Below are 13,335 nucleotides of genomic sequence, written 5' to 3' on the forward strand. Positions count from 1 at the left end.
TTGAATACTTCGCGCCGGTACTTGGTCACGAACACCAAGTGGACGTGCAAGTTGTAGACGACGTGACGGCCCCGGCGGATATCGGTGTTTGGTTCCCAGCGTGGTGACATACACCAAGCGCAGTATGATCAAGGACTCGACCGGAAGGGGGTGGGCCCGATGATCCGTGCGTACAAGTTCCTCATGCGGCCGACCGTCCGCCAGGCCGCCGCGCTCGGCGAGATGCTGCGCGATCACTGCTCCCTCTACAACGGGGCCTTGCAGGAACGCCGGGTCGTCGCAGGAGTAGGTGATGCGTGGTGAGAAGCCAGCGCGTTCGCATGCCGTGATCGTGGCGGCTCGGCAGCGTTCGCAGCCGCCAACCCATGCGGAGTCACGGTGGTCTTCGAGGCGCTGATGGGGTTGGTCACTGACGAGGTAGAGGGGGTCGTCCAGAGGTGGGTGAGTCGGAATCCTTCCTCCTCCAGCGGAGTGTCGGTATGCCGGAAGATCAAGGCGACGTTGACATGCCCCGAGCGCAGCATGTGCAGGCCCTCGACCGGGTGGGCATCGACGGGGGTTCAACTCGATGACCGGGTGCGTCCGGGTCAGCTCGGTGGCTGCCTTCGGTACGAGGGTGCTGAGGACTGTTTGGCAACCGGCGAGTCGCACCCGTCCGGCACGAAGTCCCACGCGGGTGGCCAGCTCGACAGATGCGGCGTCCACTCGCCCCAGGATCTCTGTTGCCCGCTGCGCCAGGAGTTCGCCTTCGGGGGTGAGTCGGATACCGCGGCCCATTCGTTGGATGAGCCTGGCTCCGGTGGCGGCTTCCAGCCGCCCCACGTGGTGGCTGACCGACGGCTGGGAGTAATGCAGCTCCTTTGCCACTTCGGTCACCGGTCATGGCGGGCGACCGCCTCCAGCACCTTGAGGCGAGTCAGGTTCAGCATGGATTAAGTTCATCTATGACCTGGGAGGAATTGGCATTGGACGTCATGATATTGGCGGTCATCATCGCTGCATGACCGAGCTGATCCGACGAGACTGGACCAGCAGAAGGAAAGGAGTCGCCAGCCATGTCACTAGCCCGCGTCCACAACTTCTCCATCTCGCTCGACGGCTTCGGCACCGGTGAGGGGCAGAGCCACGACGCGCCGTTCGGCCACGCCGGCGAAAGGCTGCACGAGTGGATGTTCACCACCCGGTTCTGGCACACGATGACCGGCCGGCCCGGCCGGCCCGGCGGGACCGGCGGCCTCGACGACGCCTTCGCGCGGCAGTTCACGCCCGGGATCGGCGCCGAGATCATGGGCGCCGGGAAGTTCGGCCCGCCCGGCTGGCGAGAGGACCCGGAGTGGAAGGGATGGTGGGGGCCCAACCCGCCATTCCACACACCGACCTTCATCCTCACCCATCACCCGCGCCCGTCGATCGAGATGGAGGGAGGCACGACGTTCCACTTCCTCGACGCTTCTCCCGCCAAGGCGCTGGAGACGGCCCGCGAGGCCGCGGGCGGCCAGGACGTACGCGTCGGCGGGGGGCCCACCGTGATCCGTGACTTCCTTGCCGCCGGGCTCATCGACCACATGCACATCGTGGTGGTCCCGATCCTGCTCGGCCGAGGCGTACGGCTCTGGGACGGACTGGAGGGCCTCGAGAAGGACTACGAGGTCGAGGCCACCTCCTCGCCCAGCGGAGTCACGCATGTGACGTTCACCCGTGTGGGTCTCTGAGCCGGCCTCGGTCGACGACCCGGAGCGCGGGTAGGGCTCGAGGTCATGTCTTTACATAGGTGTCGTTCCAGGTCACGGAGCCAGATGTTGATCGATGCGAGGTGGACGGCGGTTTCGTAGCGCACGGCGATCCCCGGCCCGCCCCCACTCCACACGGGTCAGGCCGAGCCGCTCCAAGGCCGCGGACGTGATGGCGACTTCGGGACGGCGTAGTGGCTTGGCTATCCGAGCCGACAGGTATACGTCGGGTGCCCAGGGCAAGGTGATGGCCGCGTCCCGGGTGAACATCAGGTTCGGGTCCGTCCGGGCCGCGGCGAAACACGGGACGTCGCCGACCAGTTCGGCCAGGGGCTGACAGGTAGCACCTGCTGCATAAATGGCCTCCGTGAAGGCCCGGTGCTGAGCGGCAAAGCCCTCGAAGTCCGGATGTTCCCGGAAGAGGAATTTCTCCGTCAGCATGCCCGCGGGCACAGGACGCAGGGCCTCCAGAGCGATGCTGCTCGCGCGGTCCCGGCACGCCTCCGTCCGCTCGCTGGAGCGGTACGCTCGCCCCGGTGTCGATGCGGTCGCCCGGCACGTCGCCGAGCGAGACCCCGCCGCCCGCCACAAAGGTTGAGCTTCCGGACCTACCGGCGGGTTACTTGCGCCCTGGTGTCCGAGCTAGGACTACTGGACCGTGAGCCAGGTCTTGTCGCGCTCTTGATTTGCGCTTGCGTTCGCTCCCTGTCTCCTCGATCACACGCTCTCTTCCCGACGGACGGAGAAGGCACCCGCGGCAGCCGCCAGGACTGCCGCCTCCGCGGCCCGTTCCGGGAGCTGCGGGTCCGGATTGGCACGCAGGAGCACTAGCTGGTGGTAGAGCGGCGCCGTGGCGGCGATCAGCAGGCTCCGTGCGTCCGTGTGCTGTGCGGGGAGTTCGCCGCGCTCGATGGCGCGCTCGACGAGGTTCTCGCACTGGGCGTACCGGTCCGTCCACAACTGCGTCTGGGCTCGCGCGGCCTGTTCGGAGTGGAACGAGGCGGCCATCAGGGCGACGGCGAACGACGGCTGTACGACCAGGGATTCCTGGATCTCCTGGTTGAGGGCCGTCAGATCGCCGCGCAGCGAGCCGGTGTCCGGCGGCTGCCAGTCGATCTCGCCGGCGGCGTCGATGACGTCGACGAGCAGGCCGCCGACATCGCGCCAACGCCGGTAGACCGTGGCGCGGTGCACTCCGGCCCGCGTCGCGACACCCTCAATCGTGAGTCCTTCGTGACCGCCTTCAGCGAGTTCGGCGCGCACCGCATCGAGAACCTGGGCGCGGATGCGGGCGGTGCGACCGCCCGGACGGCGGTCCGACGTCGTGTCCAGCGGGTCTGTCATCGGCAATCAGTATCCGGTTGATCAAGGCGGCAGGGCCGTGCCAGCATCTTAACGCGACAGTTGTCGCCCTAGGCCCAGTAGAGAGGAACCGCCTCCACGATGCCGCCCGTTCCCGCTGACCCCACCGTGCTCCACCCAATGCCCGAGCACCCGCGCGTGGTTCTGCTCAAGCCGCTGGTGAAGTCGCCGCTGATCGAGGTCGGTGACTTCTCCTACTACGACGATCCGGACGACTCGACCGCGTTCGAGACGCGCAACGTCCTGTACCACTACGGACCCGAGCGGCTCGTCATCGGCAAGTACTGCGCGCTGGGCACGGGCACGCGGTTCATCATGAACGGCGCCAACCACCGCATGGACGGCCCGTCCACGTTCCCCTTCCCCACCATGGGCGGCTCCTGGGCCGAGCACTTCGACCTGATCACCGGCCTGCCCGGCCGGGGCGACACCGTCGTCGGCAATGACGTCTGGTTCGGGCACGGCGTCACGGTCATGCCTGGCGTACGGATCGGCCACGGCGCGATCATCGCCGCCGGCGCCGTGGTCACCGGCGACGTCCCCGACTACGGCATCGTCGGCGGCAACCCCGCCCGGCTCATCCGCACCCGCTACGACGCTGCGGACATCGCCCGGCTCCTCGCCGTGGCGTGGTGGGACTGGCCCGTGCAGCACATCACCAGGCATGTACGGACGATCATGTCGGGGACCGTCGCCGACCTGGAGGAGGCCGCCGCGCAGATCGACCGGCCCTGACACCGCGTCCTCGCCACACCGCCCGCACCCGTCCCGCGCCAGAAACGAGTGATCGCCCATGTCCCGTCACCGCGCCCATATCGCGATGGTCGGCGTCCCCATCGTCAGCCATGTCCTGCCCAGCCTCGCGCTCATCCGTGAGCTGGTGGCCCGCGGGCACCGGGTCACCTACGCCAACGACCCGTTCGTGGCCGACCGGATCGAGTCCGCCGGCGCGGAGCTGGTGCCCTGCATCTCCACGTTGCCCGTCGCCGACAACGACTGGCCTGCCGATCCCATCGCGGCGGCGAGCCTCTTCCTCGACGACGCCGTCCAGGCGCTCCCGCAACTGCGCGCCGCCTACGACGACGATCCGGCCGACCTGTACCTCTACGACATCGGCGCCTATGCCGCACGCGCCCTCGCAGAAGCGCAGGGCCGTCCCCTCGTGCAGCTGTCCCCGACGTTCGTCGGCTGGGACGGCTACGAGGAGGATGTCGCGGCGCATCTGAGAAAGTTGCCGGGCGCCGACGCGTACCGGGAGAGGTTCGCGCGGTGGCTCGCCGACTGCGGTGCGACCACCACGGACGTGGACGCGTTCTCCGGCCCGCCCGCCCGGGCCCTCGCCCTGATCCCGCGGGCGATGCAGCCGCACGCCGATCGAGTCGACACCGACACGGTGTCCCTCGTCGGCCCCTGCTTCGACACCCGAGCGGACACGGACCGGCTGGACCCGCCCGGCGGCCGCGGACCACGTGGTGCTGATCTCGCTCGGCTCGGCGTACACGCGCCGGCCCGCGTTCTACCGCCAGTGCATCGCGGCCTTCGGCGAACTGCTTGGCTGGCACGTCGTACTCCAGATCGGCAAATACGCCGACCCCGAGGAACTCGGCACCATCCCGCCCAACGTCGAAGTGCACTCCTGGGTCCCGCAGCGGGCGATCCTGGAACAGGCCGACGCCTTCGTCACCCACGCTGGCATGGGCGGCTGCGGCGAAGGGCTCCTCGCTGGCGTTCCCATGATCGCCGTGCCGCAGGGAGCCGAGCAGTTCATGAACGCCGACCGGCTCGTGGAACTCGGCGTCGCCCGCCGTGTGGACACCGCTGACGCCACCGCCGAGACCCTTCGCGCGGCGCTGAACGACCTGGTCACGGATCAGGAACGCGTCGACCGGTCCAAGCAGTTGCAGGCCGCCGCCCGGGCCGAGGGCGGCACCCAGCGCGCTGCTGACCTCATCGAGAACATGTTGGCCGCCGCCGCGGGCCCCACGCTCTGACCACTGCCGCTTCCCTTCCCCGGCTGGCGCCGTCCTCATCCGAGGACCTGTACCTGCAGGACAAGCGCGGGAAGATCACCGCCAAGGGTGGGGCGGCGGAGTGAATTCAGAAGATGTACGCGCAGCGGCGCACCCGCCTGGCGATGCCGCCACCGTGCGCCCGGCTCTGGTCAGGTGGATGCCGTGGCGCCCCGGCCCTCGGAAGCGCGCGGGCTGGGCACCGTCGCTGCTGGCTCAACTCCAGGCCCAGGTCGAGGCGGCTGTTCATGTCCAGCTCGAACCTGCCGTACGGGTTCACGTGCGTCCAGAACAGCGGCGACAGCGCCCGCCGGTCCGCATCGGTGAGCGTGTCGGCCTACTTCGGGTCGGCGAGGACCTGCTGCATCAGCAGCGTGTTGACGTGGACCAGGGCGGACTGGAGCAGGTGGAGGGTGAGCATGGACACCTCCTGGGACTCCTTGTCCTGCCCGGCGAGGTCGCCGTCCTTGCCGTAGAAGAGGTCCTTGTTCGCGCTGTTCCAGTTCTCCACGACCTGCAAGCCCTCGTGGATCTCCTGCCGCAGCTCGACGTCGGCGAGGTAGTCGCAAACGATAGCCGTCCGCACCGCCCGCCCGAGTTCCTCGATCGCCTGGTAGGTGGGGTGCTTCGGCTCGCCGCGGGTGAAGCGGCGCAGGACCTGCTCGGCCTCCGCGGTGCCCAGGCGCAGGGCGGTGGTGTACTTCACGATCTGGTCGTACTGCTGGCGGATCAGATCCCAGTTGATCGTCTTGGTGGACAGCACCGGCGCGAGGTTCGGCCAGTTCTCGTCCTCCCGTCCGCCGGCCGATACAGCTTCGCGGAGCCGATGTTCTTCAGCCTGGGCATGAGCTTGAAGTCGAGCATATGGGCGAAGGCGAAGCCGACGATGGGCGCGCCGTGGGTGTCCGTGTACTGCCGGTCTACCTCCATGTCGGTGCAGTGCCGCAAGACGCCCTCGATCATCGAGGCGACCTCGGAGGCCGAACAGGACATGAGCTGGGAGTAGATGCACACCGACTTCCGCTCGACGTGCCAGTAGATCATCACGCCGGGGCCCCGGTAGCGCTGGTGCCACTCGGTCATCAGGTTCGAGGACCAGGAGCCGAACTTGCGGCTGCCAGAGGCGCAAGCGGTGCCGGTGCCCCACCACATCTCGTCGCGAGCGGCGAAGGTGGCATTCACCAGCTTCACCAGCGCGGCGCGCATGTTGGCCCGGTTGACGAACAGGTGCCGCACCCGGCGCAGCGTCGCCTCGGACTCGCCGAGCAGCATCTGTACATCGACAACCACGTGGTGGAAGGCGAGGCGGACAGCGGCTGGCACGTCTTCAACCGAAGCGTGGTGGCCTGGGCACTGGCGGTCTTCCACCTCTTCTGGTGGCAAGCCGAGCGGTGGCAGGACGTAGGCCCAGAGGAAGGCCAGTCGGTGACCACGCAACGGCAGCGCCGAATCCTGCGCGAGCTCGACGCCGGTCACTCCCACTAGCAGAAAGCGTCCTTGCCCACAGAGTTGGACTTCGTTTCGCGACTCGGTCACGGCGAGGCCCTGGCATCGCCTACGCAAGGCTTTTCCGGAACTGCGGGCTGCCCAGGAGGTCCTGTGCCTTCCAGCCAATTTCATTACGGACAGTGCCCAGTTCATCGCTTGGCGTATCCGATTGGTGGCGTGCCGGTCTAGGTTCGCTGCGGCATTGGGAGGGATGCCCCATGCCGACCGCTGTCGGGAAGGACTGCATATGCCGAAATCGCGCACCACGTCCGCCGAACGCCTGGAGAACTTGCGGGCCACACTGTCAGGGGCCCGCGCGGAGGCGCGCACGAGCCGCCGGATGCGGCTCAGCCGCGGCAGCAACCTGCTGACCGGAGTGCTGCTGCACGCCGCAGCCCGCCTGGACGAGGACCTGGAACTGACCGACCTCGAACAGCGCCTGATCGACACCCTGCGTGCGGTGCTGCCCGACGAGGAGATCACCGCCTGGGGCCGGGAGTACAAGGAGCAGGTGGCCGCCCGCGGGGCCGTCGACCTCTTCCCGGCCGTGATCGCTGAACTGCCGGTCAAGACCGGCTTCGCCATGGCCGACCTGGTCGCAGCCGTCCCCGGCCTGGCCGACGAGATCCTCGCCCAGCCGAACGTCGCGGTCATCGACGTAAGCCAGCCGCCCGGCCCCGAAGGCTACGACACGCAGGAGTTCACCGCCGCACAGGCCGAGTACGGCACCGGCGTCACCATCCTGACCGGCCCGCCGCTGCCCCAGGAATTGCGCGCGGCGCCCCTCCCGGCAAGGCTGCGACTGTCTCGCTTCCGCTGCGAGAAGCAGGGCACCGACTCAGTTTTCGCTCCCGCCAACGAGATCTACTGGATGACCAGCGCGGGCAGCGACACCGACACCAAGACCACCTACGACTCGGGTGTCTTCAACGACGTCTACACCGGCAGCCAGCGCGACTTCCCCAGCGACGCCTATCTGTTCAACGGCACTGTTCAGCAGAACGTGACCTGGCACATCCAGTGCTGGGAAGAAGATGACAGCGACACCGCCTTCTACCGGGACCTGCGCAAGGCCCTGGAAGACGTCGCCGAGTACTGCATCGACGCCGCCGTCCAGCTCACCGAGGACGGCGACGACGACGCCGAGGGCGGAGCCGGCCTGGGCGCCCTGATCGCTCTCGCCGCCGCGCTGCTGGCCTGGCTGGTCGGACTGATCACCAACCAGGACGACCTGGTCAAGGAACGCAGCTACGGCATGAATAAAAGGGCGCTTTACGCCCTGCTCAACCAGCCCGGACGCGAAGACTGGTGGAGCTTCGACGGCGGCAGCGAGGGACGCCACAAACTGTGGATCCAGTGGGCCGCAGCCAAGGGCGGCCAGGTACACGCCGCGGTGCGCCGCAACGCCACCCACACTTACTTCTTCCACGGCGACCAGGTCGTGAAGTACAACACCTCCGCCGAGCGGCTCGACCAAGGGCCACTGCCGATCGGCGACGCCTTCCGCGCACTGCGCGGTACTCCCTTCGCCCGCCCCACGACCGCGGTGGAACTACCCAAGGTTCCAGCTCCTTGGGTCGCCAAGGGCCTCATCACCGACACCGGCATCGCCGATGACCGCATTTGCCTGTTCTCCGGGGCCGACTGCCTGATCTACCGCATCGACAGCAACCGCATCGAAGCCGGCCCACTGCCGATGAGCCAGCTCTTCCCCGCCGCGAAACTCTGGTTCTTCACCTTCGTGCCCGAGGCGGTCTGCCGGATCAACAACGACGAGGTATACCTGCTCTGGGGGGAGCACTACCGGCGCTACAACCAGGCCAACGACACCATCGGCGGCCAGACCAGCATTGCCGCCGGCTGGCCCGGCCTGGCCGCTGCCTCGGTCCCCCCGCACGTGATCGCCGCCGTACAGAAGGACGCCGGCCGCTACTACTTCTTCCAAGGCACGCGGTACGTGCGCTACCGAGCCTCCGGCGAAGCCGTCGAAGCCAAGCACAGCATCCTTGACGGCTGGCCCGGCCTGAAGAACACCGACTGGTGACCCACCCCACGGATCCGTAGAACTCCCCAGAGCCGCCGATCCCGCAGCGATTGGCATCGGCAAATCGGGGCTCGTGTGACTTCGGCCCTCACGACCTGATTGTGGTCGAGGGGGCCGACGTTGCTGTATCACTGGGCGGCCCGAGAGTTGTGACGTTCCCCTGGCCGCTGCGGAGTCAACTCCGCGCTCCCCATGGGGACGCTCAAGAAGTTAGGGCTGGGGAATTACGCGAACTTCCACAGGTGTTGGCGGAAGGGCTCTGTTTGTGCTTTTGTCTCGCGCAAAGCGGTGGCAGAGGCCGGTCAGAGACGGCTGTTCTCCGTTGGGAGAGGTTTTCAGGGCGTCTTGTCGCCCATTTGAAGAAGCCCCGGCCGTCCGCTCCACCGGGGTCGGACGGCCGGGGCTGGTCGAGGTGTTTCCTACGAGGCGGGCTGGCCGGAGCCGGGGCAGGTCTCTGTGCCTGTGCCGCCATGTTGGTGCGTCGTGGTGGGCGTGCCGGGCGGCGAGCCGACGCCTGCACGACCTCAACCTCGTCGGATAGGGGGCGCGGCCGGAAGGGCCACCGGCCACGACCCCATCCACCCACTGAGAGATGGTTTGCGGGACAGGCCTTAGAAGGCGCTGTTGTTGCAGCCCATGCTCGAACCGATGTGGGTGTCCTGTGCGCCCGGGTGGCCCTCGCCGTTCAGCAGGTCGCCGGCGAGGCCGTTGAGGATGCCGACCTGGCCGAGGACGTCGACGTTCAGGTCGTGGTCCTTGCAGTTGGAGCCCTGGTGGATGTTGAAGTGGTCGCCGCCCTTGTGGTGGCCGTGGTCACCCCCGGCGTGGGCAGTGCCGGCGCTCAGGAGTCCGACGCTGCCGAGGGCAGCAACCAGGACGGCAGCCTTGCGAAGCTTGTGCATGTCATCTCCCGTGGTGGGTGCGATCTGTGATAAATCGACTTCGTTCGATTACGGGAGATTAGTATGAAATGCATTCAAAACGCCCGGCGACGCGCCGAGTCCGGGCGGACAGTGCGGGCTGGCCGCCTATGGGGTGCGCTGTGCGGGGTGCTCTTCGCAAATCGCCGACGCGATCGACGTACCGCTTGCCGGTCTCGGCAGTGAAGAGCCCCGGCCGTCCGCTCCCCAGGGGCGGACGGCCGGAGGCGGTATCAGCGGCCGGCGGTATACGGGGTCCGTGTTCTCGTGTCGACGACAATCACGAACGGGTCGCCGTAGGACTTCCTCGACCAGCCCCGCCTTCGCTTGGGCTGCGGCCCTGCTGCGGACTTCCACGCCTGGTAGCTGTCCACCACTTCGGCGTACCGCGGATCAATCCAGTCGCGCATCTCGACCTCGCCTCTCTCCGTTCCCAACGACGGTAGAGCCGCGGGGGAACGGAGACCAGGCAGTCGGTCAGTTCGGGCCCGTGTTACCGCAGTCGCCGGTGCACGAACCTTCGGGACCGCCCGGGGAGTGCGAGCACGACGCCGCGACGGGGATGCTGTTGTCGCTGGGGCCCACCCACATTGCGGGCTCAGGGGTGTACCCGGCGGCCGTGATCGCTTCCTGGGCGCGGGTGAGGGCGTCAGGGTCGTGGCGGCTGGTGTCCGGGGCCTCAGGTACGTGGTGGACGAACAGGCCGAGCCGGTCAGCCAGCGATTGCTTGACGCGCGTGTGCAGGATCAGCGCGTGCCATCCCTCGTCGACGACACGGGACGGCTTCAGGCAGGCACGGGGGTGCGCGGCGCAGGCCGCCTCGAACTTCAGCGCCTCCAGGGTGATCAGTTCGGCGACGTCGATCGCCATGCCGGGGTTGTTGCGCTGGACGGTCGCGGTCACAGCCACCAGGTCCTCGGGATGGATCAGGTCGAAGACGTTCCGTGCGACGGTCGCCTCGGTGGTGATACTCATGGTGGTGTTCTCCCTTTTCTGGATGGGATGGACGTCCGCCTCGGCCGGGGTCTCCTGGCCGGATGCATCGGCCGAGGCGGGTTTTGCAGGCCCGCTGCCCTCCTCTTGCACGGGGTGCTGAGGGCAGCGGGGGTCAGTGGGCGCCGGGCTGCCGGGAACATCCGGGGACGGCGAAGGGGGCGGCGGCGTCCACGGTTTGTCGGAAGGCTGGCCGGCGCGCTTACCGTCATCGGACAAGTGACCCTCCCGGTTCGAAGTGGGGGGTGAAGAGCCTGCCTCGGCTGTCGACGCCCCCAGGCGCGCGGCGACCGAGGCAGGAGTCATGGGGTGGGCAGCTGGCCCTTACCAGGGCCGGGAGTGGCGCGGAGGAACGCGGTGACGATCTCCCTGTAGCCCGTGTGGCCGGTCAGGCCTGCGTGGTGGAGAGCCCAGCTGTCGGGCCCCAGCTGGTCGGTGCTGGCCTCGGACCGGTCCTGGCAGGTAGTGCATTCGATCTCGCGGATCGGCGGTGACGCGCCCTGCGAGTGGTCTGCACCGAGCGTCCAGGTTGCCTTTTTGATGATGGAGCGTGGGGTCACTGCGTCTCGCCCGCGCGCTTCGGCCATGCCTCGCGGGAGTAGGCGCGGAAGTGGTCGCCGCTGTGGCCCGCGCGGAGGGTGCAGCGCATCGGGGTGCCCGGCTTGGGGACCCAGCACACAACCGGAATATGGACGCGCCTCTGCTTCCAACTCGTCATGATGGCCGCCCCGCCATCGCCTGCTCCGCGGCAGGCGTCAGTTGGCGCTGCTGACGACACGGCGCGCATGCGTACCGGCCGTAGCCCGAGCCGGACGTTGCCTCAACGGAGTCGATGAGGACGGCGGTCCTCGATGGCCCTCATGCCAGTGACGCCAGGTGCGGGGCGTTCCCGCTTCGGTGGCCCCCGAGGGGCGGGTTCCTGAGTCCATGAGCAGCACCGTAGGGAGACGATGTGTACGCACTCCAGCAATGTGCAGCAATGTTCATGGAGATGCAGTTTCCCTGCTCGATAGAGCTTTGCACTCTTGACCAAGTCGCCCTAGCTGGACAGGAGTTGTGTACATCCATGCACACGTGCGGCGATGGAGGCGGCCATGGCATTACGGTTCATTGGCATCGACCCCAACACAGGTGACGGCGAGAGCCCGACAGTGTGGGTCGACGAGACAGTGCAGGAACTCGTCCTCCAGGGATGGAAGCCGAGCGCAGAACTCGAAGCAGAGTGCGCGGCCACAGAGGTGCCCGGCCACGCCAAGGGAATCCCGGACCACGAAGCGGTGGTCCGCATCCCAGCCAGGATGGTGCCGATGATTCGGGAGGCGTGCGATGTCATCGAGCGTCCCGACGTTCCCTGAGCTGTTGCGCTCCGCCAGCGAGTCGGCCGTACACCTCGAAATGCGCGACTCGTACGCGGTCGACAACGAGAAGGGCCCGTTCGCCAAGTGGCGGGCCGGCGTCCGTCTCGACCCAGCTGACCGGTCCTCCTGGTGGAGGCCGTGGCTGGACCTCATCTCCGAGACCGTCGCGCGCGGCGTCGTTGTCCGCCGGGCCCGCATTGTCTCGGAGCCGGTCAGCGAGTACATCCGTTTCGAGCACTCCGGCACCTTCACGAACGTCGCGGCTGGTGAACAGGTGCGGTGGCTGCCACGCCGCCAGGCCTCCGGCATCGCGCTGCCGGGCAACGACTTCTGGCTGATCGACGGTCGGCTGATCAGGTGGAACCACTTCACCGGTGACGGGGCCTCGGCAGGTGGCGAGATGAGCGAGGACCCTACCGAGGCGAAGCTGTGCGCCGAGGCGTTCGAAGCGGTGTGGACGCGAGGCATTCCACACGACGAATACAAGATCGTATAGCGCGAAGAGGCCCGGTCAGCACATGCCCATCTCCCCGTCGTCTGCTGCGCAGGCCGCCCGCGCGAACGTCGCGCAACGCCTTCGCGAGCTCCGCGCCGACGCCGGTATCACAGGGTCTGAGCTGGCCGCACTCTGCGGATGGACTCACTCGAAGTCGTCCCGCATCGAGAACGCACGCACACCCCCCTCCGCAGACGACATCCGCCTGTGGTGCCGCGCCTGCGACGCCGAGAACCAGGCGCCGGACATCATCGCCCAATCACGCAACGCAGAGTCCATGTATGTCGAGTGGCGGCGCAAGGTCCGCGCCGGGCTGAAGCAGCTGCAAGACAGCTATGTACCCCTCTTCAAAGCGACGAAGGTCTTCCGCGTCTACTCCGGCACCCTCGTCCCCGGCCTCCTCCAGACCGAGGGCTACGCCACCGGCCTCATGTCCCTGATCGCCGAGTTTCGGGAGATCCCGAACGATGTGGCGGAGGCCGTCGCTGCGCGCATAGAACGGTCACGGATCCTGCACGAGCCCGGCCACCGCTTCGTGCTCCTGGTCGAGGAGACGGCGCTGCACCATCACGTCGGCGACGCCGACGCCATGGCCGCCCAGTTGGGGTACCTGCTGACTGCCGGGGCGCTGCCGGCGGTGTCGCTCGGTGTGATCCCGGCGGCTAGGCAACGGACCGTCTGGCCCATGGAGACGTTCCACATGTACGACGAAACTCTTGTTTCGATGGAGCTTCTCTCGGCGCGTGTCACGGTCACTCAGCCCTCCGAGATTGCCATGTACCTGAAGGCGTTCGAGGAACTGCGCGGCATGGCCGTGTACGGAGCGGCGGCCCGGGGGCTGATCGTGAAGGCGATCGAGGCGCTGCACTGATCCCAGGCGTACGAAAGGCCCCCTGCCCTCCCGAGGGGGAGAACAGGGGACCCGGTTCCGAGTT

16 protein-coding genes and 4 pseudogenes are annotated in these 13,335 nt (G+C 67.7%); 9 read left to right on the forward strand and 11 right to left on the reverse strand.

All coding sequences use genetic code 11. The features are described from left to right. Positions 1–110: pseudogene (locus J7I98_RS29220) on the reverse strand (IS200/IS605 family transposase); the annotation flags it as partial. Between the two features lie 49 nt (positions 111–159). Between J7I98_RS29220 and J7I98_RS29225 the strand changes: the two are divergent. Continuing rightward, positions 160–273, forward strand: a pseudogene (locus tag J7I98_RS29225) (RNA-guided endonuclease TnpB family protein); the annotation flags it as partial. A 15-nt stretch (positions 274–288) separates the two neighbouring features. Here J7I98_RS29225 and J7I98_RS43005 read toward each other — a convergent pair. Further along, positions 289–876: pseudogene (locus J7I98_RS43005) on the reverse strand (LysR family transcriptional regulator); the annotation flags it as partial. Between the two features lie 179 nt (positions 877–1,055). Here J7I98_RS43005 and J7I98_RS29235 point away from each other — a divergent pair. Further along, positions 1,056–1,712 (forward strand): dihydrofolate reductase family protein, encoded by a 657-nt coding sequence (locus J7I98_RS29235; RefSeq protein ID WP_214928040.1) that lies wholly within the window; start codon positions 1,056–1,058, stop codon positions 1,710–1,712. A gap of 72 nt (positions 1,713–1,784) precedes the next feature. On the opposite strand, the gene J7I98_RS29240 is transcribed toward J7I98_RS29235, so the two are convergent. Beyond that, entirely contained in the window at positions 1,785–2,171 is a 387-nt protein-coding gene (locus tag J7I98_RS29240; protein WP_214928041.1) for a hypothetical protein, read from the reverse strand. On the opposite strand from J7I98_RS29240, the gene J7I98_RS29245 reads away from it, so the two are divergent. Next, positions 2,170–2,328 carry a PmrA gene (locus J7I98_RS29245; protein ID WP_251021381.1) on the forward strand — a complete coding sequence of 53 codons (159 nt, stop codon included), beginning with the start codon at positions 2,170–2,172 and terminating at the stop codon, positions 2,326–2,328. The two genes, J7I98_RS29240 and J7I98_RS29245, sit on opposite strands and share 2 nt — an antisense overlap. Positions 2,329–2,447: 119 nt before the next feature. On the opposite strand, the gene J7I98_RS29250 is transcribed toward J7I98_RS29245, so the two are convergent. Continuing rightward, entirely contained in the window at positions 2,448–3,074 is a 627-nt protein-coding gene (locus tag J7I98_RS29250; RefSeq protein ID WP_214928042.1) for a TetR/AcrR family transcriptional regulator, read from the reverse strand. A gap of 99 nt (positions 3,075–3,173) precedes the next feature. Between J7I98_RS29250 and J7I98_RS29255 the strand changes: the two genes are divergently transcribed. Together J7I98_RS29255 and J7I98_RS29260 are read left to right on the forward strand one after the other, a co-directional pair. Next, a complete protein-coding gene (locus J7I98_RS29255) occupies positions 3,174–3,827 on the forward strand; it encodes a CatB-related O-acetyltransferase (protein ID WP_214928043.1) in 654 nt (217 codons plus the stop codon). A 58-nt stretch (positions 3,828–3,885) separates the two neighbouring features. Then, a pseudogene (locus J7I98_RS29260) lies at positions 3,886–5,083 on the forward strand (macrolide family glycosyltransferase). 355 nt (positions 5,084–5,438) lie between these two features. Here J7I98_RS29260 and J7I98_RS43010 read toward each other — a convergent pair. Both J7I98_RS43010 and J7I98_RS43015 read right to left on the reverse strand, forming a co-directional pair. Further along, a complete protein-coding gene (locus J7I98_RS43010) occupies positions 5,439–5,864 on the reverse strand; it encodes a Tn3 family transposase (protein WP_374225187.1) in 426 nt (141 codons plus the stop codon). Next, positions 5,831–6,577 carry a Tn3 family transposase gene (locus J7I98_RS43015; RefSeq protein ID WP_374225188.1) on the reverse strand — a complete coding sequence of 249 codons (747 nt, stop codon included), beginning with the start codon at positions 6,575–6,577 and terminating at the stop codon, positions 5,831–5,833. The genes J7I98_RS43010 and J7I98_RS43015 overlap by 34 nt, the downstream gene beginning before the upstream one ends. Positions 6,578–6,836: 259 nt before the next feature. Between J7I98_RS43015 and J7I98_RS29275 the strand changes: the two genes are divergently transcribed. Continuing rightward, entirely contained in the window at positions 6,837–8,633 is a 1,797-nt protein-coding gene (locus J7I98_RS29275) for a hemopexin repeat-containing protein (RefSeq protein WP_214928045.1), read from the forward strand. Between the two features lie 611 nt (positions 8,634–9,244). Here J7I98_RS29275 and J7I98_RS29280 read toward each other — a convergent pair. The 5 genes from J7I98_RS29280 to J7I98_RS29300 all read right to left on the reverse strand — a co-directional run bounded on the left by J7I98_RS29280 (position 9,245) and on the right by J7I98_RS29300 (position 11,264). After that, the gene (locus tag J7I98_RS29280; protein ID WP_214928046.1) at positions 9,245–9,535 is read right to left on the reverse strand and encodes a hypothetical protein; all 291 of its coding nucleotides are present in this window, start codon (positions 9,533–9,535) and stop codon (positions 9,245–9,247) included. A gap of 251 nt (positions 9,536–9,786) precedes the next feature. Continuing rightward, positions 9,787–9,963 carry a hypothetical protein gene (locus J7I98_RS29285; protein ID WP_214928047.1) on the reverse strand — a complete coding sequence of 59 codons (177 nt, stop codon included), beginning with the start codon at positions 9,961–9,963 and terminating at the stop codon, positions 9,787–9,789. A gap of 67 nt (positions 9,964–10,030) precedes the next feature. Beyond that, positions 10,031–10,528, reverse strand: coding sequence for a hypothetical protein (locus J7I98_RS29290; protein WP_251021382.1), 498 nt, complete (start codon positions 10,526–10,528; stop codon positions 10,031–10,033). Positions 10,529–10,848: 320 nt separating this feature from the next. Then, positions 10,849–11,106, reverse strand: a complete 258-nt coding sequence (locus tag J7I98_RS29295) for a hypothetical protein (protein WP_251021383.1) — start codon at positions 11,104–11,106, stop codon at positions 10,849–10,851. After that, positions 11,103–11,264 carry a hypothetical protein gene (locus J7I98_RS29300; RefSeq protein WP_214928048.1) on the reverse strand — a complete coding sequence of 54 codons (162 nt, stop codon included), beginning with the start codon at positions 11,262–11,264 and terminating at the stop codon, positions 11,103–11,105. The genes J7I98_RS29295 and J7I98_RS29300 overlap by 4 nt, the downstream gene beginning before the upstream one ends. A gap of 376 nt (positions 11,265–11,640) precedes the next feature. Between J7I98_RS29300 and J7I98_RS29305 the strand changes: the two genes are divergently transcribed. From J7I98_RS29305 to J7I98_RS29315, 3 genes are read left to right on the forward strand one after another with little or no spacing between them, the layout of a single operon-like run. Further along, positions 11,641–11,901, forward strand: coding sequence for a hypothetical protein (locus J7I98_RS29305; protein ID WP_214928049.1), 261 nt, complete (start codon positions 11,641–11,643; stop codon positions 11,899–11,901). Then, the gene (locus J7I98_RS29310; RefSeq protein ID WP_214928050.1) at positions 11,873–12,400 is read left to right on the forward strand and encodes a DUF6879 family protein; all 528 of its coding nucleotides are present in this window, start codon (positions 11,873–11,875) and stop codon (positions 12,398–12,400) included. Before J7I98_RS29305 ends, J7I98_RS29310 begins: the two co-directional genes overlap by 29 nt. A 22-nt stretch (positions 12,401–12,422) precedes the next feature. Further along, on the forward strand, positions 12,423–13,271 hold the full coding sequence (locus J7I98_RS29315; RefSeq protein ID WP_214928051.1) for a helix-turn-helix transcriptional regulator: 849 nt from the start codon (positions 12,423–12,425) through the stop codon (positions 13,269–13,271). Positions 13,272–13,335: the final 64 nt, after the last annotated feature.

Source organism: Streptomyces sp. ISL-98 (genome assembly GCF_018614055.1).
In the GTDB taxonomy this organism is placed as follows: Bacteria; Actinomycetota; Actinomycetes; order Streptomycetales; family Streptomycetaceae; genus Streptomyces; species Streptomyces spiramyceticus.